This window comes from Streptomyces sp. NPDC017246 (assembly GCF_044331325.1).
Taxonomy (GTDB): domain Bacteria; phylum Actinomycetota; class Actinomycetes; order Streptomycetales; family Streptomycetaceae; genus Streptomyces.
Genome location: NZ_JBIRMW010000001.1, coordinates 694,504 through 715,714, shown reverse-complemented (window position 1 = coordinate 715,714; position 21,211 = coordinate 694,504). Strand labels below are relative to the sequence as shown.

20 protein-coding genes and 1 tRNA gene are annotated in these 21,211 nt (G+C 71.9%); 13 read left to right on the top strand and 8 right to left on the bottom strand.

Going from position 1 to position 21,211, the window contains the following annotated elements:
• Positions 1-107: 107 nt before the first annotated feature.
• The 7 genes from ACH4MY_RS03230 to ACH4MY_RS03200 all read left to right on the top strand — a co-directional run bounded on the left by ACH4MY_RS03230 (position 108) and on the right by ACH4MY_RS03200 (position 6,866).
• The gene (locus ACH4MY_RS03230; protein WP_397997387.1) at positions 108-1,595 is read left to right on the top strand and encodes a sugar ABC transporter ATP-binding protein; all 1,488 of its coding nucleotides are present in this window, start codon (positions 108-110) and stop codon (positions 1,593-1,595) included.
• Entirely contained in the window at positions 1,592-2,593 is a 1,002-nt protein-coding gene (locus ACH4MY_RS03225) for an ABC transporter permease (protein WP_397996722.1), read from the top strand. Before ACH4MY_RS03230 ends, ACH4MY_RS03225 begins: the two co-directional genes overlap by 4 nt.
• An 89-nt stretch (positions 2,594-2,682) precedes the next feature.
• Entirely contained in the window at positions 2,683-3,729 is a 1,047-nt protein-coding gene (locus ACH4MY_RS03220; RefSeq protein ID WP_397996720.1) for a substrate-binding domain-containing protein, read from the top strand.
• A gap of 98 nt (positions 3,730-3,827) precedes the next feature.
• On the top strand, positions 3,828-5,078 hold the full coding sequence (locus ACH4MY_RS03215) for a Gfo/Idh/MocA family protein (RefSeq protein ID WP_397996717.1): 1,251 nt from the start codon (positions 3,828-3,830) through the stop codon (positions 5,076-5,078).
• A gap of 13 nt (positions 5,079-5,091) precedes the next feature.
• Positions 5,092-6,096, top strand: coding sequence for a sugar phosphate isomerase/epimerase family protein (locus ACH4MY_RS03210; protein ID WP_397996714.1), 1,005 nt, complete (start codon positions 5,092-5,094; stop codon positions 6,094-6,096).
• 538 nt (positions 6,097-6,634) lie between these two features.
• Positions 6,635-6,722: transfer RNA gene (locus tag ACH4MY_RS03205), tRNA-Leu, on the top strand.
• A 6-nt stretch (positions 6,723-6,728) separates the two neighbouring features.
• A complete protein-coding gene (locus tag ACH4MY_RS03200; RefSeq protein ID WP_397996712.1) occupies positions 6,729-6,866 on the top strand; it encodes a PhnA domain-containing protein in 138 nt (45 codons plus the stop codon).
• Here the strand turns inward: ACH4MY_RS03200 and ACH4MY_RS03195 are convergent.
• The 3 genes from ACH4MY_RS03195 to ACH4MY_RS03185 all read right to left on the bottom strand — a co-directional run bounded on the left by ACH4MY_RS03195 (position 6,853) and on the right by ACH4MY_RS03185 (position 8,710).
• The gene (locus ACH4MY_RS03195) at positions 6,853-7,614 is read right to left on the bottom strand and encodes a class I SAM-dependent methyltransferase (protein WP_397996710.1); all 762 of its coding nucleotides are present in this window, start codon (positions 7,612-7,614) and stop codon (positions 6,853-6,855) included. The two genes, ACH4MY_RS03200 and ACH4MY_RS03195, sit on opposite strands and share 14 nt — an antisense overlap.
• 134 nt (positions 7,615-7,748) lie before the next feature.
• Entirely contained in the window at positions 7,749-8,261 is a 513-nt protein-coding gene (locus ACH4MY_RS03190) for a hypothetical protein (RefSeq protein ID WP_397996707.1), read from the bottom strand.
• A gap of 5 nt (positions 8,262-8,266) precedes the next feature.
• Positions 8,267-8,710 carry an ATP-binding protein gene (locus ACH4MY_RS03185; protein WP_397997384.1) on the bottom strand — a complete coding sequence of 148 codons (444 nt, stop codon included), beginning with the start codon at positions 8,708-8,710 and terminating at the stop codon, positions 8,267-8,269.
• Between the two features lie 263 nt (positions 8,711-8,973).
• Between ACH4MY_RS03185 and ACH4MY_RS03180 the strand changes: the two genes are divergently transcribed.
• The 3 genes from ACH4MY_RS03180 (at position 8,974) to ACH4MY_RS03170 (ending at position 10,967) form a co-directional block, all read left to right on the top strand.
• Complete coding sequence (locus tag ACH4MY_RS03180) at positions 8,974-9,849, top strand: helix-turn-helix transcriptional regulator (protein ID WP_397996704.1); 876 nt, start codon at positions 8,974-8,976, stop codon at positions 9,847-9,849.
• Positions 9,850-10,086, top strand: a complete 237-nt coding sequence (locus tag ACH4MY_RS03175) for a DUF397 domain-containing protein (protein ID WP_015037566.1) — start codon at positions 9,850-9,852, stop codon at positions 10,084-10,086. It begins immediately after the preceding gene.
• Positions 10,087-10,160: 74 nt separating this feature from the next.
• Positions 10,161-10,967, top strand: a complete 807-nt coding sequence (locus ACH4MY_RS03170) for an SAM-dependent methyltransferase (protein ID WP_397996703.1) — start codon at positions 10,161-10,163, stop codon at positions 10,965-10,967.
• A gap of 123 nt (positions 10,968-11,090) precedes the next feature.
• Here ACH4MY_RS03170 and ACH4MY_RS03165 read toward each other — a convergent pair whose 3' ends face one another.
• On the bottom strand, positions 11,091-12,986 hold the full coding sequence (locus tag ACH4MY_RS03165) for a M64 family metallopeptidase (protein WP_397996701.1): 1,896 nt from the start codon (positions 12,984-12,986) through the stop codon (positions 11,091-11,093).
• 69 nt (positions 12,987-13,055) lie between these two features.
• Positions 13,056-14,399 carry a 6-phospho-beta-glucosidase gene (locus ACH4MY_RS03160; RefSeq protein WP_397996698.1) on the bottom strand — a complete coding sequence of 448 codons (1,344 nt, stop codon included), beginning with the start codon at positions 14,397-14,399 and terminating at the stop codon, positions 13,056-13,058.
• 113 nt (positions 14,400-14,512) lie between these two features.
• Here ACH4MY_RS03160 and ACH4MY_RS03155 point away from each other — a divergent pair, with 113 nt between their 5' ends.
• On the top strand, positions 14,513-14,986 hold the full coding sequence (locus ACH4MY_RS03155; protein WP_397996696.1) for a YchJ family protein: 474 nt from the start codon (positions 14,513-14,515) through the stop codon (positions 14,984-14,986).
• 75 nt (positions 14,987-15,061) lie between these two features.
• On the opposite strand, the gene ACH4MY_RS03150 is transcribed toward ACH4MY_RS03155, so the two are convergent.
• From ACH4MY_RS03150 to ACH4MY_RS03140, 3 genes are all read right to left on the bottom strand, one after another.
• Positions 15,062-17,176 (bottom strand): MDR family MFS transporter, encoded by a 2,115-nt coding sequence (locus ACH4MY_RS03150; RefSeq protein ID WP_397996693.1) that lies wholly within the window; start codon positions 17,174-17,176, stop codon positions 15,062-15,064.
• Between the two features lie 170 nt (positions 17,177-17,346).
• Positions 17,347-17,598: a hypothetical protein gene (locus ACH4MY_RS03145; protein ID WP_371635200.1), complete on the bottom strand. Its 252-nt coding sequence runs from the start codon at positions 17,596-17,598 to the stop codon at positions 17,347-17,349.
• 381 nt (positions 17,599-17,979) lie between these two features.
• On the bottom strand, positions 17,980-19,038 hold the full coding sequence (locus ACH4MY_RS03140) for an ATP-dependent DNA ligase (protein WP_397996690.1): 1,059 nt from the start codon (positions 19,036-19,038) through the stop codon (positions 17,980-17,982).
• A gap of 52 nt (positions 19,039-19,090) precedes the next feature.
• On the opposite strand from ACH4MY_RS03140, the gene ligD reads away from it, so the two are divergent.
• A complete protein-coding gene (ligD, locus tag ACH4MY_RS03135; RefSeq protein WP_397996688.1) occupies positions 19,091-20,182 on the top strand; it encodes a non-homologous end-joining DNA ligase in 1,092 nt (363 codons plus the stop codon).
• A gap of 113 nt (positions 20,183-20,295) precedes the next feature.
• Positions 20,296-21,207 carry an alpha/beta hydrolase gene (locus tag ACH4MY_RS03130; protein ID WP_397996686.1) on the top strand — a complete coding sequence of 304 codons (912 nt, stop codon included), beginning with the start codon at positions 20,296-20,298 and terminating at the stop codon, positions 21,205-21,207.
• Positions 21,208-21,211: the final 4 nt, after the last annotated feature.

Genomic DNA, 21,211 nt, shown 5'->3' with positions numbered 1-21,211 from the left:
CAGGCGCCACCCACACCGCCGGACGGCACCCCGCACCCCGCACCCCGCACCCCGTACCCGCCGAGGGGATCCCCGCCATGCCCGAAGAACACCCACCCCTGCTCACCATGTCCGGAATCACCAAGTCCTTCCCCGGCGTCCGGGCCCTCGACGGCGTCGACCTGGACGTCGCGCCAGGCGAGGTCCACTGCCTCCTCGGCCAGAACGGCGCCGGCAAGTCCACCCTCATCAAGGTCCTCGCCGGAGCCCACCAGCCCGACGCGGGCGCCATCACCTGGAACGGCGAACCCGTACGGCTCCGCTCCCCGAGCGCGGCCGTCCGCCTCGGCATCGCCACCATCTACCAGGAACTCGACCTCGTCGAAGGCCTCTCCGTCGCCGAGAACGTCCACCTCGGCCACGAACCCACCACCGCCGGCTTCGTCCGCACCCGGGCCGCACGGGAGACGACCGCCGCACTCCTGAAACGCCTCGGCCACCCGGAGATCGACCCCGCCCGCCGCGTCGGCGCACTCTCCGCCGCCCAGCGGCAGATCGTCTCCATGGCCCGCGCCCTCTCCCACGACGTCCGCCTCATCGTGATGGACGAGCCGTCCGCCGCCCTCGACCCCGACGAGGTCGCCAACCTCTTCCGGATCGTCGCCGACCTCACCGCCGACGGAGTCGCCGTCGTCTACATCTCCCACCGCCTGGAGGAGATCCGCCGCATCGGCGACCGCGTCACCGTCCTCAAGGACGGCCGCGCCGTCGCCCGCGGACTGCCCGCCGCGACCACCCCGACCCGCGAGGTCGTCGCCCTCATGACCGGCCGGGACGTCCCGTACGTCTTCCCCGAACGCCCCGCCCGCCCACCGACGGCCGAACCCGTCCTCCGCGTCCAAGGGCTGGCCAGGAAAGGCGAGTTCGAGGCCTTCGACCTGGAACTGCGCCCCGGCGAGATCGTCGGCCTCGCCGGACTCGTCGGCTCCGGACGCTCCGAGATCCTGGAGACCGTCTACGGAGCACGCCGGCCCACCGCCGGCCGGGTGATCGTCGACGGACGGCCCCTGAGCCCCGGCAGCGTCCCGGCCGCCGTCGCCGCCGGACTCGGCCTCGCCCCCGAGGAACGCAAGGCGCAGGGCCTGCTGCTCCTCGAATCCGTCACCCGCAACGTCTCCGTCTCCTCCCTCACCCGCTTCTCCCGGGCCGGCTGGATCGACCGCTCCACCGAACGTGAGACCGCCCGAACCGCCACCCGCACCCTCTCCCTGCGCCCCGACCTCCCCGACGCCCCCGTCCGCACCCTCTCCGGCGGCAACCAGCAGAAAGCCGTCCTCGCCCGCTGGCTCCTCCGGGGCTGCCGCGTCCTCCTCCTCGACGAACCCACCCGAGGCGTCGACGTCGGCGCCCGCGCCGAGCTGTACGCCGTCATCCGCGGCCTCGCCGACGACGGCCTCGCCGTCCTCCTCGTCTCCAGCGAGGTACCCGAGGTCCTCGGCCTCGCCGACCGCGTCCTGGTCCTCCGCGAGGGCCGGGTCGTCCACCGGGCGCCCGCCCATGAACTCGACGAACACCGCGTACTCGACCTCGTGATGGAAGGGAGCCCGGCGGCATGACACTCACCAGCCCGGCCAAGGCGCCGATGCAGCAGAGCCGTTGGCGCGCACTCGGCCTCCGGGCCGACGTCCGCAACCTGTCCCTGCTCGGCGTGCTCGCGGTCCTGGTCGCCGTCGGCGGCCTCACCCGCCCCGCCGAGTTCCTCGCCACCTCCAACCTGCAACTCGTCCTGACCCAGGCCTCCGTGATCGGTGTCGTCACCGTCGGCATGACCTTCGTCATCACCAGCGGGGGCATCGACCTCTCCGTCGGCGCGATCGTCGCCCTCGCCTCCGTCTGGGCCACCACGCTCGCCACCCAGGAGTTCGGCTTCGCCGGCATCCTCTTCACGGCGGTGGCCGTCGGACTCGGCTGCGGTCTGGTGAACGGCGTCCTCGTCGCGTACGGCCGCATGGTCCCGTTCATCGCGACCCTCGCCATGCTGGCCTCGGCCCGCGGCCTCGCCCTCCAGATCACCGACGGCAGGACCCAGATCGTCACCGTGCCGTCCGTCCTCGACCTCGGCCTCCCCGAGGCCTACGTCCTCGGCATCCCGCCGCTCGTCCTCGTCTTCGCGGCCGTCACCGTCGCCGGCTGGCTGCTCCTCAACCGGACCACCTTCGGCCGCCGCACCCTCGCCGTCGGCGGCAACCCGGAGGCCGCCCGCCTCGCCGGCATCGACGTACGCCGCCAGCGGCTCCTCCTCTATCTGCTCTCCGGACTGTGCTGCGGCATCGCCGCCTTCCTGCTCGTCGTGCTCGCCGGCTCCGGCCAGAACACCAACGGCAATCTGTACGAGCTCGACGCCATCGCCGCCGCCATCATCGGCGGCACCCTCCTCAGCGGCGGCCGCGGCACCATCGTCGGCTCCGTCCTCGGCGTCCTCGTCTTCACCACGATCACCAACATCTTCGCCCTCAACAACCTGCAGAGCGACGTCCAGCAGATCGCCAAGGGGGCGATCATCGTGGCCGCCGTCCTGGTCCAGCGCCGCACCGTCCGCGACGGCGAGAGCTGACCGCACACCCCCCACCGCACCCCCGCCTCACATCCCACCCCGTTCACCGCGCCCCTTTCACCACCACCCCTCGGAAGGGATCCACCGCCATGCCCGAAACCAGCCGCAGACACCTCCTCCTCGGCGGCGCGGCCGTCTCCGCCGGCGCCCTGCTCACCGCCTGTACCAGCAACGAGCCGAAGAACGCCCAGGGCACAGCCCCCGCCGCGAGCGCCGCCCCCGCCGCCGACGACAAGCCCGGCACCCCCGTCACCATCGGCTTCGCCGGCCCGCAGGCCGACCACGGCTGGCTCAACGCCATCAACGAGAACGCCGAGCGTCGCGCGAAGAGGTACTCCGACGTCACCCTGGAGATCACCGAGGGTTCGAACGACACCGCCACCCAGATCGGCCAGGTCCAGACCCTCATCAACAAGAAGGTCGACGTCCTCGTCATCCTCCCCGCCGATGGCAAGGCCCTCACCCAGATCGGCCTCCAGGCCATGAAGGCCGGCATCCCCGTCATCAACCTCGACCGGATCTTCGCCTCCCCGCAGGCCTACCGCTGCTGGATCGGCGGCGACAACTACGGCATGGGCCTCAACGCCGGCAACTTCATCGGCGAACGCCTCAAGGACAAGCCGAACGCCACCGTCGTCGAACTCGCCGGCATGGACAGCCTCGAACTCACCAAGCAGCGCACCCAGGGCTTCGACGACGCCCTCAAGAACTACCCCAACATCCGCAAGGTCGCCCGCCAGGCCGCCGACTTCACCGTCGAGTCCGGCCAGGCCAAGATGGCCCAACTCCTCCAGGCCCAACCGAGGTTCGACGCCCTCTGGAACCACGACGACGACCAGGGCGTCGGCGCCCTGCGGGCCGTCGCCCAGGCCGGACGCAAGGACTTCCTCATGGTCGGCGGTGCCGGTGCCACATCCGCCATGGACGCCATCAAGGCCGACAACGGCGTCCTCAAGGCCACCGTCCTCTACCCGCCGACCATGGCCGCCTCCGCCATCGACCTCGCCCGCGCCCTCGGCCGGCAGAAGGGCGTCGGCGGCATGGCCGAACTGGAGATCCCCGCCTCGATCACCCTCTACTCGGCCGTCGTCACCAAGGAGAACGTCGACGAGTACCTGCCCACCGGCTTCAGCTGACCGGCCCGGACACGGGCGGTCCGGTCGGACCGGCCCCCCGGCGGTCGGGCCGCCCCCGGGGAGCAGCACCTCGCCGCACCACGAAACGGAGGAACCGTATGGAACAGACGGAGAGCGGGGCCGCACCGCCGACGCTCGGTATCGGCATGGTCGGCTACGCGTTCATGGGAGCCGCCCACTCACAGGGCTGGCGCACCGCGGGCCGCGTCTTCGACCTGCCGCTGCTGCCCGTCCTCGCCGCCGTCGCGGGCCGGGACGCCACCGCGGTCCGGGCCGCCGCCCGACGGCACGGCTGGGCCGCCGCCGAAACCGACTGGCGCGCCCTGATCGCCCGCGACGACGTCCAGCTCGTCGACGTCTGCACCCCGGGCGACAGTCATGCGGAGATCGCCGTCGCCGCCCTGGAGGCCGGCAAGCACGTGCTGTGCGAGAAGCCGCTCGCCAACTCGGTCGCCGAGGCCGAGACGATGGCGGCGGCCGCCGAAGCGGCCGCCGCCCGCGGCCAGATCTCCATGGTCGGCTTCAACTACCGCCGGGTGCCCGCCCTCGCCTACGCCCGGCGACTCGTCGCGGAAGGGCGGCTGGGGGCCCTGCGGCACGTCCGTGTCACCTACCTCCAGGACTGGCTGGTCGACCCCGCCTTCCCGCTGACCTGGCGCCTGGAACGCGAGCACGCCGGCTCCGGGGCGCTCGGCGACCTGGGCGCCCACGCCGTCGACCTCGCCCAGTACCTCGCGGGAGAGCCGCTCGTCGGCGTGTCCGCGCTCACCGAGACCTTCGTACGGAAGCGTCCGCTGCTCGCGGGCGTCGGCGCCGGCGGTCTCGGCGGGGGAGCGGGAGCGGAGGCGTACGGGCAGGTCACGGTCGACGACGCGGCCCTGTTCACCGGGAGGCTCGCTTCGGGCGCGCTCGCCTCCTTCGAGGCCAGCCGGATGGCCGCGGGCCGCAAGAACGCGCTCCGTCTGGAGATCAACGGAGAGCGCGGCTCGCTCGCCTTCGACCTGGAGCGGCTCAACGAACTGTCCTTCCACGACCACACCGAACCGGCGCTCTCGGCCGGCTTCCGCCGCATCCTCGTGACCGAACCCGGCCACCCGTACCTGGAGGGCTGGTGGCCGCCCGGCCACGGACTGGGGTACGAGCACACCTTCGCCCACCAGGCCCGCGACCTGGTCCACGCCGTCGCGAGCGGCACCGCCCCGACGCCCTCCTTCGCCGACGGCCTCCAGGTCCAGCGGGTCCTGGCCGCGGTGGAGGAGAGCGCCCGGAGCAACGCCGTCTACACCCCGGTCCACTCCCCGGCCCACCCCCCGGTCCGGAACCCCTTCGACACGCCCGTACCGAGCTAGGAGGCACCCGACCGTGCCACGACCCTTCACGCTCTTCACCGGCCAGTGGGCCGACCTGCCCCTGGAGGAGGTCTGCCGGCTCGCCCGCGAATTCGGCTACGACGGCCTCGAACTCGCCTGCTGGGGCGACCACTTCGAGGTCGACAAGGCCCTCTCCGACCCGGCGTACGTCAAGGGCAGGCGCGAGCTGCTCGACGCGTACGGCCTGAAGTGCTGGGCGATCTCCAACCACCTGGTGGGGCAGGCCGTCTGCGACCACCCCATCGACGAGCGCCACCAGGCGATCGTGCCCGCCCGGATCTGGGGTGACGGGGACGCCGAGGGGGTACGGCGGCGGGCCGCCCGCGAGCTCGCGGACACCGCGCGGGCCGCGGCGGCGCTCGGCGTCGACACCGTCGTCGGCTTCACCGGCTCGTCGATCTGGCATCTGGTGGCGATGTTCCCACCGGTCCCCGAGCGCATGGTCGAGCGAGGTTTCGAGGACTTCGCGGAACGCTGGAACCCGATCCTCGACGTCTTCGACACCGAAGGCGTCCGCTTCGCCCACGAGGTGCACCCCAGCGAGATCGCCTACGACTACTGGACCACCGAGCGGGCCCTCGAAGCGGTCGGCCGGCGTCCCGCCTTCGGGCTCAACTTCGACCCGAGCCACTTCGTGTGGCAGGACCTCGACCCCGTCGGCTTCCTGTGGGACTTCCGCGACCGGATCTACCACGTCGACTGCAAGGAGGCCCGCAAGCGGCTCGACGGCCGCAACGGGCGCCTCGGCTCCCATCTGCCCTGGGGCGATCCCCGGCGCGGCTGGGACTTCGTCTCCGCCGGACACGGGGACGTGCCCTGGGAGGACGTCTTCCGGATGCTCCGGTCGATCGGTTACGCCGGGCCCGTCTCCGTGGAGTGGGAGGACGCCGGCATGGACCGCCTGACCGGCGCCCCCGAGGCCCTGTCCTTCCTCAAGCGGTACGACTTCGACCCGCCGACGGCCTCCTTCGACGCCGCCTTCGGGAGCGCCGACTGAGGTGAACGCGCAGGTCCGCGCCGGGCGGTGAGCGTGCCGCCCGGCCGGACAGGGCTGCCCCCGCACGGGCGATCCTCTGCGTCGTCGACGACGGCCCCGACGTCGGCGCCGGAGGTGCCCGTACCGCCGAGCGACTCGGCACCGCCTTCACCGGCGACCTGACGGACTTTCGCCGACGCATTGGCCCGGACCGCGTCGGGGTCGTCAATGTGGCATCCACGGAGCCGGCGTCGGGGGGCGCCGGGCTCCCCTCCAACCGCCTCTACGCGGCCGCCGCCGACAAGGAACGCGTCTCTGGCGGACCGAGTGCGACAACGCCGTCGGCTTCCTGGGCTTCGCCCTCCGGTCGAGGTCCCCGCACCCTTCGGGTACGACCGGGCACACCCTGTGCGCACCGCCCGCGCCCTTCGGACTTGATCAAGGTCCGCAAGGCGGCCGCACCCCACTGACCACGGAAAACGCTGGTGAAAGCCACCGCGAACCCCTGGTAGAGTTACATCTGTCGCCGCGAGGGAAACCCCGCTGCGGCAGACACCTTGTCCGGGTGGCGGAATGGCAGACGCGCTAGCTTGAGGTGCTAGTGCCCTTTATCGGGCGTGGGGGTTCAAGTCCCCCCTCGGACACCAGCCGAAATGCCGGTCGATCTCGTATCGACCGGCATTTCGCGTTGTACGCGGCGGCCGTGGGACGCGGTCGGCACTGTGCTGAACGACGGCGACACGGTGACCGTCGTCAAGGCCCTCAAGTCCAGCGTGGTCAAGAAGGCCTGAGCCCGCGCCCAGGGCCTCCGGCCTTCGCCTCGCCCGTCTCCCTCTTCCGCGCCACCACGAGGCGGCACCGCGGGCTCCCGTCGTCCCGGCGGCCCAGGGTTTCGACCGGGGTGAGGGAGACGTCGAAGCCCGTGTCCTCCAGGCGCTCGCGGATGTCCGCGAGGCGGAAGGTGCGGTAGTACATGACGAACGGTGGGCGCCACAGGGTGTTGCGGACGCGCATCGTGGCGTCGAAGCCCCACAGCGTCCAGTAGAGGCGGGAGCCGACCCGGGGCGGGGCCGCGACCGGGAAGGCGAAGGTTCCGCCGGGGCGTAGTGACGCGTGGACCTGGGTGCACAGGGTGTGCTGTTCGTCCGGGAGGAAGTGACCGAAGGCGCCGAAGCTGACCGCCAGGTCGAAGGCCGGGGCGAAGGGCAGGGCCAGGGCGTCGGCGCGGACCAGGTCGGCGGCGGGGTGGGCGTCGCGGGCCCGGGTCAGCATGCCCGTACTGAAGTCGACGCCGGTGACCCGCCCGGCGCAGACCGCGCGCAGGACGCCGAGTCCGGCGCCGGTGCCGCAGCAGACGTCGAGTCCCGAGTCGAAGGGCCCGAGGGTTTCCAGAGTGCGGGCGACCGCCGTCAGGAGGCGGTCCGAGGTGCGGAACGGGGTCGCGTCGAACTTGTCCGCGAGCAGGTCGTAGCCGTGCTCGACGGAGGAGAGGGCCTGGACGGTCAGCTCGCGGAGGCTGGGACCCTGCGGGGTGAACATGCTCCCGACCCTATGCCGTCATGGGGCCGCGGTGGGGCTGCCGAGGGCGCGTGTGCGTCCGGGCGCGGCCCGTCTGCGCCCGAGCGCCCTCCGAGCGCCCTCCGTGTCCGGCCGGAGGCGCCCGGCGACACGCGTCAGAGGCTGCTGCGTACCGGCGGTGCCGCCCAGGACGGCGCGATCCCGGTCAGCTGGCACACCAGCAGGTAGAGAGGGATCGGCGGTGTGTAGGGGGAGGTGCCGTCGGGGTGGTGGATGAGGCGGGGCCGGCGGTCCGGGATCTCGCCGCCGCGTGCGTAGCAGGCGGGCAGCGGCCAGGTCACGTCGTGGTCGGAGCCGCCGGGGACCAGCCACCACCACCAGTCGGAGTCGGCGTAGACGCAGCCGTTGGCGGGGAGCCGGGAGAGGATCTTGAAGCCGAAGCGGGCGGGGACACCGACGGCGTCGCAGCCGAGGCCGGTGTGCAGGCCGACGGGGACGGCGAGGCGGGTGGCGCCCAGTTCCTGAAGGCGGGCGGAGCCGGAGGTGCCTCGGATGCCGGGGAGGAGTTCGGGGGAGCGGCGGGGTTCCGGCACACGGCCGGCGTTGCCGGCGGCTGCGGAGAGGGACCTGCGGGCCCCGGGGAACAGCGGGATCATACGGGTGGCCATCGCCCTCAGCACGGCTCCCCCATGCCGTGGGCCAGCTCCGCCCACACGACCTGGGCGGTGCCGTGTCCGGTGCGGTCGGCGCCCCAGGCGGTGCACAGCGCGTCGACGATGAGGAGTCCGCGTCCTCGTTCGTCCTCGCCGCAGTCGCGTATCCGCGGTCCTGCCGCGCCGCCCTCGTCCCGTACGGCTATCCGCAGTGTCTCCTCGCCCTCGCGTATCTCGCAGACCACCCGGTCACTGGCGGTGTGCACCACGGCGTTGGTGACGAGCTCGGAGACGACCAGGGCCACCGTGTCACGTATGTCGGGGCCGCAGCCCCACAGAATGAGTCGCTCCTCCGCGAGCCGGCGGGCCCGGGCGACCGACCCGGTGAGGGCCGGAAGCTCGAAGGCGAAGCGGCGCACCGTATCGGTGCCGCGATCGGTCTGGGGCTGCGGGCGCGGGGCCATGACTCGGGGACTCATGAGACCTGAAGGCTGCGCGTTACCAGAAGCCACGACCGGTTCCTCACAACAGTGGGCAGGACTGCCGTACGGCGCTGTCGCCGTGGCGCGGTGGCGCACGGCGGCAGCGAGTACTGGTTCACCGGAACACTGTCCTCCTGACTCGGACACTTGGCAAGTGGCACTCTGAAAATTGCAGAGTGCCGTGTTCTCTCTGTCCCTCCTTCGTGGCACACTCATCGAAACAGTGCGTCGGGGAGGTCTTGAGAGTGAGCGAGCCGCGGTCCGCCCCCACGGTGGGACAGGTCGTTCTCGGCAGGCGCCTGCAGGATCTGCGGGAGCGAGCCGGCCTGAAGAGGGAAGAGGCCGCGAAGATCCTCCGAGTGGCCCCGGCCACCGTCCGGCGGATGGAGACCGCCGAGGTCGCGCTGAAGATTCCGTACGTGCAGCTCCTGTTGAAGGAGTACGGGATCACGGACTCCGAGGCCGAGGGCTTCATCGCCCTCGCGGAGGAGGCCAATCTCCCCGGCTGGTGGCAGCGGTTCCACGACGTGCTGCCCGGCTGGTTCTCCATGTACGTGAGCCTGGAAGGGGCCGCCAGCCTCATCCGGGCCTATGAGCCCCAGTTCGTCCCCGGTCTCCTCCAGACCGAGGACTACGCCCGCGCCATTCTGCGCAGCGGGGCGGTCGGTGGCGGCAGCGATGCCGGCAAGGACGAGGACGCCGAGCGGCATGTAGCCCTACGGATGGAGCGCCAGTCCCTGCTGACCAGGGAGGACGCCCCGAAGTTCTGGGTGATCATGGACGAGACGGTGTTCCGCCGACCGGTCGGCGCAGGGCCCGAAGTGATGCGCGACCAGCTCGACCGGCTGCTCGAAGCGTCCGAGCTGCCGAACGTCACCCTGCAGATCGCGGAGTTCGCGTCCGGCCATCACCCCGGCACCTACGGACCGTTCGTCCTCTTCCGCTTCGCCATGCCGGAACTTCCGGACATGGTCTACAGCGAGTACCTGACCGGCGCGGTCTACCTCGACGCGCGTCCCGAGGTGGCATCCCACCTGGAGGTCATGGACCGCATGGCGGCTCAGGCCGCGACTGCACAACGCACGAAGGAGATCCTTCGGGGTCTCCGCAAGGAGCTGTGAATGGATCGCATATACAACGGCATGCCCGCCGCTGAGCTCGGTGCCGAGGGTTGGCACAAGCCCTGGAGCGGCGGGAACGGGGGCAACTGCGTCGAGGCCATGAAGCTGGCCGACGGCAGAGTCGCCGTGCGACAGTCCGCAGACCCTGAGGGACCCGCGCTCATCTACACCCACGGAGAGATCGCCGCATTCATCCAGGGGGCCAAATCCGGTCAGGCTGACTTTCTGCTCACCTGACCCCTTCCGTCACGCCCCTACCGTCGCGTAACTCTTGCTGTAGTGCCACTCGTTCATTCCGATCAGGAGAGCCGATGACCCAGGACCCCGCATCCGTACGGATCGACACCAGCACGCCGCATCCGGCACGTATGTACGACTGGTTCCTGGGCGGCAAGGACAACTACCCGGTCGACGAGGCCATGGCACGCCAGCTGCTCACCGTCGACGCCCGGGGCCGGGACATGGCCCGCGTCAACCGGGCCTTCATGCACCGTGCCATCCGCTGGCTCAGCGCCCACGGCGTCCGCCAGTACCTGGACGTCGGTACGGGCATCCCGACCGAGCCCAACCTGCACCAGATCGCGCAGGAGGCCGCGCCGGACTCCCGCATCGTCTACTGCGACAACGACCCGATCGTGCTCGCGCACGCCGCCGCCCTGCTGCGCTCGACCCCGGAAGGGGCCACCGAGTACATACAGGCGGACGCCCGCGAGCCCGAGATCATCCTCGAAAGGGCCGGAAAGGTCCTTGATTTCGATCAGCCCATCGCGCTGTCGATGCTCGCCCTGCTGCACTTCGTGGGGGACGAGGACGGCGCGTACGAGCTGGTCCGCAAGCTCGTGGACCAGCTGGCTCCGGGCAGTTACCTGGTGCTCTCCCATGTCACCGGGGACTTCAACCCCGAGGGCGCGGCGGAGGCGGTCGCGATGTACAAGCAGCGCGGGCTGACCCTGCGGCCCCGCTCGCGGGACGAACTGGCCGCGTTCTTCGACGGACTGGAGTTCGTCGAGCCCGGGGTCTCGCTCACCGCCGAGTGGCACCCGGAGCTGGGCGAGCCCGTCCCGGTGGCGGGCGACGAGCCCATCCCCGGGTGGGCCGCTGTCGCCCGCAAGCCCTGACCCGGCAGGAACAGCGCAGGAGAAGGCCCGCGGACCTCAGGTCCGCGGGCCTTTCTCCTGTGCTCGGGCCGGTCTCCTACGGTCTGAGGTGCTCGGGCCTGTCTCCCGCGGTCCGGCCCTCTCCTACCGCCGGCCCGGCGGCGTCAGCGTCACCAGGAAGCTCCGCGCGGCGCCGACATTGCCGGCCGCGTCGATCGTGCGGTACTCGATCGTGTGCGTGCCGTAGTCGGGGCTCGCGTCGTCCCACGGCACGGCCCGGCTCCGGCCCAGCTTCCCGTACACGAGGTCGTCGATCACGGTGCCGCCCGGCGAGAAGCGGAACGGCGCGTCCGCGTCCGTCGGCCAGCCGTAGTACGTGTACCAGCCGTCACCGTTCACCCGGAACTGGCTCACCACCGCGCCCTCCTGGTCGTCCCGCGCGGTCAGCCGCATCGTGAACGGCCCGTCGTAGACGTACTCCACGGGCCGTCCGGGGCGCCGCACCGTACGTACCGGCTCGGACAGTTCGTACGAGGCCGTGGCGGGCCGGGCGTCCACGGTCCAGCTCACCTTCTCGTCCGTACCGGCGAGGTGCGCGGTCAGGATGTGGGTGCCCGGAGCGAGCCGGAGCGGACGCAGGTCCAGGTCACGGTCGTCGGCGCCGGTGGCGACGGGCCGGCCGTCGAGCCGCCAGCGCACGGCCGGGGTGCGGTCCGCCGGGTGGGTGGTGTCGGCGTGGACGACGGACCGGGCGCCGACGGGCGAGCCGGTGGGGGTGCGGCCGGTGAAGGCGGCCGCGGTCGCCTCCCGCACGGTGGTGACGGAGCCGTCCACGGTCCAGGTGACCGTCCGGGTGAGCGCCGTGGACGCGCGGACCGCCGGGTCGCGGACGAAGGGCGTCGGGTCGGTGACCGTCGCCGTGAGGGTGTGAGGGCCGGGGGAGAGGCGCAGTCTGCGCAGGTCGACCGTGCGTGCGCCGTGCGTGCGAAGCGTCCGCCCGTCCAGCCGCCAGGTCACGGAGAGCGCCCCGCCCACCGGGTGCAGGGTGTCCACCCACACCGTCCGGTCGGCGCCGATCGGCGCCGTGGCCGGTGTGTGGCCCTGGACCAGGTTCACCTTGGCGGAGATCGTCTGCACCATCACCTCGCGTTCCACCTGGTCGAAGGCGTAGCCGAGGGTCTTCATCAGGGAGTGGCGGCTCGGTCGCCAGACGCCCCGCGTGCTGTACAGGCCGCCCTCGAAGCGGCCGACGACTCCGCCGGACTCGCTCTCCTCGCCGAGCCAGCGCCACCATTTGGCCCGCTGGTCCAGCATGTGGCGTTCCGTCAGGAGTGTGTGGTGGGTGGAGGAGGGTTCGGGGCCGGAGTACGCCCCGCCCGGCACTCCGCGCGCGTAGTAGTCGTACTCGTCCTGGAGGCCGCCGAGCGAATGCCCTATCTCGTGCGGGGTGATGAGGGAGGAGAGCGCGTTGCCGCCGGACGCGGTGGCGTAACCGCCGCCCGCGCCGCCGTAGGTGGAGCTGTGTGCGAGGGCCACGACCTGCCGGTTGGCGCGGCTGGTGCCGGGGACGAGATCGGCGAGCGCGGCGGCCTTCGCGCTGTCGACGGTCAGCAGCCGCTGCACGCTGTCCGGGTTGCAGCCGCCCCAGAACCCCATGCCGAGGACGGTGTCACGGGCGGGGGCGGTCAGGGCGGGGTCGCAGTCCACTCCCGACTCGGCCGAAGGGGCCTCCACCGCCCACACGTTGATGTACGAACGGTACGAGGCGAACGGCTCGATGCTCCACAGGGTGTTGAGGTGCCGTTCCAGGTCCGCCCGGAACGCCGGCATCTCCGCCGCCGTGTAGCCGTCTCCCATGAACACCAGGTTGAAGCGCCGGTCCGTGGGGCCGGTCGTCTGTACGGGGACGACGACCGGGCCGTCCCCCGGCGTCGGGGTCCCGGCCGCCGCCGGTACGGTTCCCACCAGACCGGCGGCCAGCAGACAGACCGCGACGAGGCGGGCCACCTCTCGTCGAACTCCCGTGCGCTGTGAGGTCATGGGGCGCGAGCCTAGGCCGCGCCCCCGGCCGCGTAAAGATGTTCGTCGGCCGTACGACCGGGTGTCGGTTCAGTGCCGCAGATAGGCCAGACCCGGGTGCTCCGCGGTGTAGCCGTCCACGAGCCGGCGGGCCACCGTCACCGAGTCGACCAGCGGATGCAGGGCGAAGGCCTTGACCGCGGTGGCGCGCGAGCCGCTCTCCGCCGCCGCGAGGACCTCCCGCTCCACGGCCTTCACGGCGGTCACCAGCCCCACCGCGTGGTACGGCAGCGGGGACACCGCCACCGGGTGGGCGCCGTTCGCGTCCACGAAGCAGGGCACCTCGATCACCGCGTCCGCGTCGAGCGCGGTGAGCGTCGTCCCGTTGCGCACGTTGAGGATCAGGGTGGCCCGCTCGTCGCGCGCGACCGCCCGCATCAGGGCGAGCGCCACCTTCTCGTAGCCGCCGGACTCCAGGTCCTCCTCGTCGCGGTCCCCGATCCCGGCGGCCTCCCGGTTGGCCGCCATGTAGGTGGCCTCCCGGTCGGCGAGCGTTCGGTGCCAGGCCGCCAGGGCGGGCGTCCCGGGCTTCGTCGCCTCCGCGTAGAAACCGGCCTGCTGGTCACGGAGATAGGCGCCGCGGGTCCGCTCCGCCGTCCGGTAGGCGTGCACCGCCTCCCGGTTGAAGTAGTAGTAGTGCAGATACTCGTTGGGGATCGCGCCGAGCGAGCGCAGCCACTCGGGTCCGAAGAGCCTGCCCTCCTCGAAGGAGCCGAGCGCCTCCTCGTCGGCGAGCAGCCGGGGCAGCTCGTCGCGGCCGCCGATCCGCAGTCCCCGCAGCCAGCCCAGGTGGTTGAGGCCCACGTAGTCGATCCAGGCCTCGTCCGGGTCGGCGCCCAGGATGCGGGCGACGCGTCGGCCCAGGCCCACGGGGGAGTCGCAGATGCCGACGACCCGGTCGCCGAGGATCCGGGACATCGCCTCCGTGACCAGGCCCGCCGGGTTGGTGAAGTTGATGACCCAGGCGTCCGGGGCGAGCTCGGCGATCCTGCGGGCGATGTGCACCGCGACGGGTACGGTCCGCAGTCCGTACGCGATCCCGCCCGCGCCCACCGTCTCCTGGCCGAGGACGCCTTCGGCGAGTGCGATCCGCTCGTCGGCCGCCCGGCCGTCGAGGCCGCCGACCCGGATCGCGGAGAACACGAAGTCCGCGCCGCGCAGGGCCTCGTCCAGGTCCGTCGTCGCCGTCACCCCGGGCGCGTCCGGCACCCCCTCGCCCTGCTCCGCCAGCACCCTGGCGATGGCCGAGAGCCGCCCCTCGTCGAGGTCGTACAGAGTGACGTGGGTGACCCGCCCCTCGGCGTGGTCGCCGAGAAGAGCGCCGTACACCAGCGGCACCCGGAATCCGCCGCCTCCGAGAATCGTCAGTTTCATGCTCGTACGCTACTCGGACGCACCCTCTGAGCAGCGGGATTCCCGCCCGGCGTCCACGCGGCCGTCCACATGCCGGGCGCCGCGCCGCGCACCCGGTGGGGGACAATGGCGGCATGTCCCGACGCAAGACCCGCCCGCGTACGCCCGCCCCCCGCCCGTTCGCGCCCGCCGTGACCGCGGAGTCCCCCTGCCCGTGCGGCCTCGACGCCCCGTACGGCGCGTGCTGCGGCCGGTTCCACACGGGTACGGGCGGGACGGCGCCCACCGCCGCCCTTCTCATGCGCTCCCGCTACAGCGCCTTCGTCGTCCACGACGAGGCCTATCTGCTGCGCACCTGGGCACCGGAGACCAGGCCGGGCGAGGTCGACTTCGACCCCGGTCTGCGCTGGACAGGCCTGGAGATCGAGGAGGCCACCGAGGGCACCGCCTTCCACCGGCGCGGCACTGTCACCTTCACGGCGCGTCATGTCCACGACGGCGAACCGGGTGCGATGCGCGAACGGAGCCGCTTCGCCCGCCACGAGGGCGCGTGGGTGTACGTGGACGGCGACGTCACCGACCAGGACGCGGACCGCCGGCCGGAGTAGCCGGCTGTGCCAGTCCCGGATGCCGCGCTGTCGTCGGGAGTGGTGCCGCGTCGTCCCTCCCCGCGCGGTCCCGTGTCAGCCGCCGGCGGTCCGGCTCAGCGCGCGGGCGCCGTCGCCGTCGAGCGAGCGGTCGGGGAGGCCGTTGGCGAGGTCCTCGGCGACGACCTTCTTGGCGATGGCGTCCGTCGCCACCCGCAGTTCGGGGCCGCTGGGCCGGCCGCTCTCCTGCTCGACGCGGTCGGAGAGCCAGTCGCCCCAGGCGTGCGTGATGACGTCCGCCTCGCGCCTGCCCGCCGATGTGTGGGAGAGGAGATGGCCGTCGCGGGTCAGGAAGCCCTCGTCGACCATCCGGTCGAAGACCGGCAGCAGCACCTCGGGCGGGACCCGTCGTCCCGCCGAGATCAGTCCCAGGCTGGCGTGGCCGACCGTCCGCGTGTAGAGCTCGACCTGCATCACCGCCCATGCCCCGGCCGTGTCGAGCCGTGTGTCGGAGGTGTCGAGGATCCGCCGTGCGGTGGTGAGGTCGATCCTGCGCATGATCCTGCCCACGGCCAGTTCCAGGTGTTGCGCGGAGTCGCCGGACGAGGTGGGGGAGGCGAAGCCCTCGCCCATGTCGGGTGCGGCGGCGCGTGCCGAGTCGCGGAGCGTCACCTGCTTGAGGAAGAGCGCGACGACGAAGCCGACGGCGGCGACCGGCACCGTCCAGAGGAAGACGGTGTGGAGGGTGTCGGCGTAGGCGTTGACGATCGGCTCGGCCACCTGGTCCGGCAGGGCGTGCACCCCGGCCGGGCTCTGCGCCGCCTGCGCGATTCCTGTCGGGTCCACGCCGAGGCTCTCGGCGACGGCCGTGGCCTCGCCGACCCCCGCCGCGAGGTTGGGGGTGAGGGAGTTGACGTAGATGGTGCCGAAGACGGCGGTGCCGAAGGAGCTGCCGAGGGTACGGAAGAAGGTGACGCCGGAGGTGGCGGTGCCGAGGTCGGAGTAGTCGACGGTGTTCTGCACGGCGATGGTGAGGACCTGCATGCACAGGCCGATGCCGACGCCGAGTACGAACATGTAGAGCGACGCGAGCCAGGTGCCGGTGCCCGGGTCCATCAGCGACAGCAGATAGAGCCCGAGTCCCATCACCAGACAGCCGACGATGGGGAAGATCCGGTAGTGGCCGGTCTTGCTGACCACGTTGCCGCTGAAGATCGAGGCGATGAGCAGGCCGACGACCATGGGCAGGGTGCGGATGCCGGAGACGGTCGCCGAGTCCCCGTCGACGTACTGGAGGTACGTCGGCAGGAAGGTCATCGCGCCGAGCATCGCGAAGCCGACGACGAAGCTCAGCACGGAGCAGACGGTGAAGACCGGATTGCCGAACAGCCGCATCGGAAGCATGGGTTCGGCGGCGCGGGTCTCCACCCAGCAGAACAGGGCGAGTGCGATGATGCCGCCGGCGAAGAGGCCGATGATGACCCCGGAGGTCCACGCGTACTCGTTGCCGCCCCAGCTGGTGGCCAGGATCAGGGCGCTGGCTCCGGCGGCGACCAGCGCGATGCCGGCGTAGTCGATGACCGGCTTGCTCGCCGACCGTACGGAGGGGATCGTGCGGGCGGCCGCGATGACGACCAGGATCGCGATGGGCACGTTGACGTAGAACGCCCAGCGCCAGCTGAGATGGTCGGTGAACAGACCGCCGAGGAGCGGGCCGATGACGGTGGACACGCCGAACACGGCCCCGATCGCGCCCTGGTACTTGCCGCGTTCGCGCAGCGGGATCACATCGGCGATGAGCGCCATCGAGGTGACCATCAGACCGCCCGCGCCGATGCCCTGGAGGCCGCGCCAGACGATCAGCAGCGTCATGTTGGTGGCGAGTCCGCAGAGGAACGAGCCGGTGATGAAGACGACCGCCGAGATCTGGAAGATCACCTTGCGGCCGAAGAGGTCGCCGAACTTGCCGACGAGGACGGTCGCGACCGTCTCGGCGAGCAGGTACGCGGTGACCACCCACGACATGTGGGCGGCGCCGCCGAGGTCCGAGACGATCGTGGGCAGGGCGGTGCCGACGATCGTCTGGTCGAGTGCGGCGAGGAGGACACCCAGCATGATCGTGCCGAAGACGATGTTGCGGCGGCGTCTGTCGAGCACGGGTGGCTCGGTGGCGGCCGGGGGCGCGGGCGCTGCGTCGCTGGTCGTGGTCACTCTCGCAGCGTCACACCGGCCCCGTCCGGGTGCATGCGGGGGACGGCCGAACGGGCGGACCCGTGAGGACGTGACGGGCGGACCTGCCGGGGGGTGTCCCGCAGGGGAGATGACGGGCGGACCCGTCAGGCGTTCCGTCGCCGGGTGAGGGGCCACGACCCGCCGGGGGTTCAGGGGGTGACGGGCAGTTTCGGGTGGTGCTTGGCGAGGATCTTGTTGGCGCGGGCGAGCGCGGCGAGCGCGTGCTCGCGGTCCGCCCGGTCCTCCGCGCAGAGCGGCCCCCGGAAGCGGTACACCTCGCGCGCCGCGCAGTCCGCGTCGACCTCGGCCTGGAGAACGTGCAGCGGCAGACAGGAGCCGATCAGCGCGGCGACACGGTCGGGGATCGGGACGGGGACGAGGCGGGACGGCGAGGTGATCACGGGTCAGTCCTAGTGGGTCCGGGAGGCGTACGGAAGGGTCTTCTCTCCATACGTACCGGATCGCCGTACGGGTTCCGGCACGGCGATGTCGCGGTGGGGCAACGACGCGACGGCCCTCCGGCGCGGTGCGGGGGAGCCCGGGCGGGCGAGCGGGCGCGGTCGCCCGGCGCGGCCCGGGACGTTCTCGCAGGTACGGGCCCGGGTGCTCGCCGCGGGATTGTTCACCGTCTCTGCGTATCGACCGTACGTGCGACGAACGCATGCTCGACGGAGAGGTGTTGGGGCCGATCGGGTGCTCGGCGAATGTGAAGCATCTCACTCGGCGGATCGGCGTCTTCCCGACAGCGGCGGGGCAGGGGAAGTGGCCGGGCGGTGACGCCCCTAGGTCAGGATCGCGGACAGGTCGTACGAGACGGGCTCGTCCAGCTGTTCGTATCCGCAGGACTCCGGAGCGCGGTCCGGGCGCCAGCGCTTGAACTGAGCCGTGTGCCGGAAGCGGTCGCCCTCCATGTGGTCGTACCCGACCTCGCAGACCCGCTCGGGCCGCAGCGCCACCCACGACAGGTCCTTCTTCCCCGACCAGCGGCTGGGCGCGCCCGGCAGCCGGGCGCCCGTGTGCGCGGCCTCCTCCGCCCAGGCCGCCCACGGGTGCCCGTCCGGCGGGTCCATCCGGAGCGGCTCCAGCTCCTCGATCAGCTCGGCCCGCCGCTGGGCGGTGAAGGCCGCGCACACGCCGACGTGCTGGAGCGCGCCCTTGTCGTCGTGCAGGCCGAGCAGCAGCGAGCCGACCACCGGACCGCTCTTGTGGAAGCGGTATCCGGCCACCACGACATCGGCCGTCCGCTCGTGCTTGATCTTGTACATGAGGCGGGTGTCGGGCCGGTACGGCAGATCGAGCGGCTTGGCGATCACCCCGTCGAGCCCCGCGCCCTCGTACTGCTCGAACCAGCGGGCGGCGAGTTCGGCGTCCCGGGTCGCCGGGGCCAGATGGAGCGGTGCGTCGACGCCGGCGAGCATTCCCTCCAGGGCGGCCCGGCGCTCACCGAGCGGGGTGTCGAGGAGCGAGGTGTCCCCGAGGGCGAGCAGGTCGAAGGCGACGAACAGCGCCGGGGTGGTCTCGGCCAGCATGCGGACCCGGGAGTCGGCCGGGTGGATCCGTTCGCTGAGCCGGTCGAAGTCGAGATGGCCGTCGTGTTCGATGACGATCTCGCCGTCGACCACACAGCGTTCCGGCAGCCGGGCCGCGAGCGCCTCGACGAGCTCGGGGAAGTAGCGGGTGAGGGGCTTGCCGGTACGGCTGCCGATGACGAGCTCCGGCCCGTCCCGGTGCACGATCGCGCGGAAGCCGTCCCACTTCGCCTCGTACTGCATCCCGGGCGGGATGCGCTTCACGGACTTGGCGAGCATCGGTTTCACGGGCGGCATCACCGGAAGATCCATGAGGCGATTGTCCGGTATGCGGGACTTGTCGGCGAGCCCTAGGCTGACCGGCATGGCAGGCAAGGCGGCAGCGGTGGAACTGGAAGTCGGCGACCGGACCGTACGCGTGTCCAATCCGGACAAGGTGTACTTCCCCGAACCCGGCTACACCAAGCTCGACATGGTCAGCTACTACCTGGCCGTGGGCGACGGCATCACCCGCGCCCTCCGCGACCGGCCGACCACCCTGGAGCGCTACCCCGACGGGGTGACCGGCGAGTCCTTCTTCCAGAAGCGGGCCCCGAAGTATCTGCCCGACTGGATCCCGACCGCCCACATCACCTTCCCCAGCGGCAGGTCGGCCGACGAGATGTGTCCCACCGAACCGGCCGCCGTGCTCTGGGCCGCCAACCTCGGCGCCGTCACGTTCCATCCCTGGCCGGTGCGGCGGAACGACACCGAACACCCCGACGAACTCCGCATCGACCTCGACCCGCAGCCCGGCACCGACTACTCCGACGCCGTCCGCGCCGCCCACGAACTGCGCGCCGTCCTCGACGAGCACGGACTGCGCGGCTGGCCGAAGACCTCCGGCGGGCGGGGGCTCCATGTCTTCGTCCCGATCACACCGGACTGGACCTTCACACAGGTCAGGCGGGCGGCCATCGCCTGCGGCCGGGAGCTGGAGCGGCGGATGCCGGAGCAGGTCACCATCAAGTGGTGGAAGGAGGAGCGGGGCGAGCGGATCTTCGTCGACTACAACCAGACCGCCCGGGACCGCACGATCGCCTCCGCCTACTCCGTACGCCCCCGTCCGCACGCCCCGGTGTCGGCGCCGCTGCGGTGGGAGGAGGTCGACGACGCCGTGCCGCAGGACTTCGACATCAGGACGATGCCGGTCCGGTACGCCGAGGTCGGCGACGTCCACGCCGACATGGACGCCGAGCGGTTCGGTCTGGAGTCCCTGCTGGAGCTGGCCCGGCGGGACGAGGCGGACCACGGGCTCGGCGATCTGCCGTATCCGCCGGAGTACCCGAAGATGCCGGGCGAGCCGAAGCGGGTGCAGCCGAGCCGGGCGAAGAAGGAGCCTGCCGGGGAGCCCGGGGAGCCCGGGGAGCCCGGGGAGCCCGGCGAGCCCGGCGAGGAGCCGGCGGGGGAGGCGTGAGGCGGGCCGGTGCTTTCCGGGTGGGCACCGGCCCGCCTCTTCTTCGATCCTAAAACAACACGAACGATCGTGCTAGCATTTTTGGGTACCCAGGACGACCGAGGAGATCCGGCATGTACCCGATGGCTCCGCTCATCCGCACCGCCCTGAACGTCACCGCCCGCGTCGCCCCCGGACCGGCCGGCCGCTGGGCCTTCCAGCTCTTCGTCCGCCCGCTCGGCCGGGCACGGGTGAAGCCCGAGGAGGAGGCGTTCCGCGCCGCCGCCCGCACCGGACACCTCCGGATCCGGGGCCATGACGTCGTCACCTACACCTGGGGCGACGGCCGCCGACCCGTCCTGCTCGTCCACGGCTGGTCCTCGCGCGCCTCACGCCTCACCGCCTTCGCCGAAGCGCTCCTCGCGCGCGGCTACAGCCCGGTCACCTTCGACGCGCCCGGCCACGGAGACTCCTCCGGAAAGGCGAGCAACATCGTCGAATACCGGGAGATCATCAGGGAGTTGCACACGCGACACGGTGACTTCGACGCGGTCGTCGCCCACTCCTTCGGAGTCCTCGCCTCCCTCTTCACCCTCCGGGACGGCGTCCGCACGGCCCGCTTCGTCGGGCTCGGCGGCGTCGGCTCCTTCGATCTGCTGGTCAAGGGCTTCCGGGCCGGACTCGGCGTGGACGACCGGGTCGTACGGTGCATGCGCGACCACGTGGAGCGGCGGCTCGCACCGGGCGAGCAGGGCATCTGGGACCGCTTCGACGCGGATCGCGACCCCGGCGCGCTCGGTGCGCCCGTCCTGCTGTTCCACGACGAGAGCGACGACATGGTGCCGCTCGCCCAGTCGCGGCTGCTCGCACGGGCCCACGGCGACCGGGCCCGGCTCGTCGTCACCCGGGGGCTGGGGCACCGCCGCATCCTGCGGGACCCGGACGTCGTGGCGGAGGCGGTGGAGTTCCTGACGGCGCCGGCCGCCGAACCGTCCGTGGCGTCGCCCGGTGGGCCGTCGGAGGAGCGGGTGGCCGCCGCCGGCTGAGAGG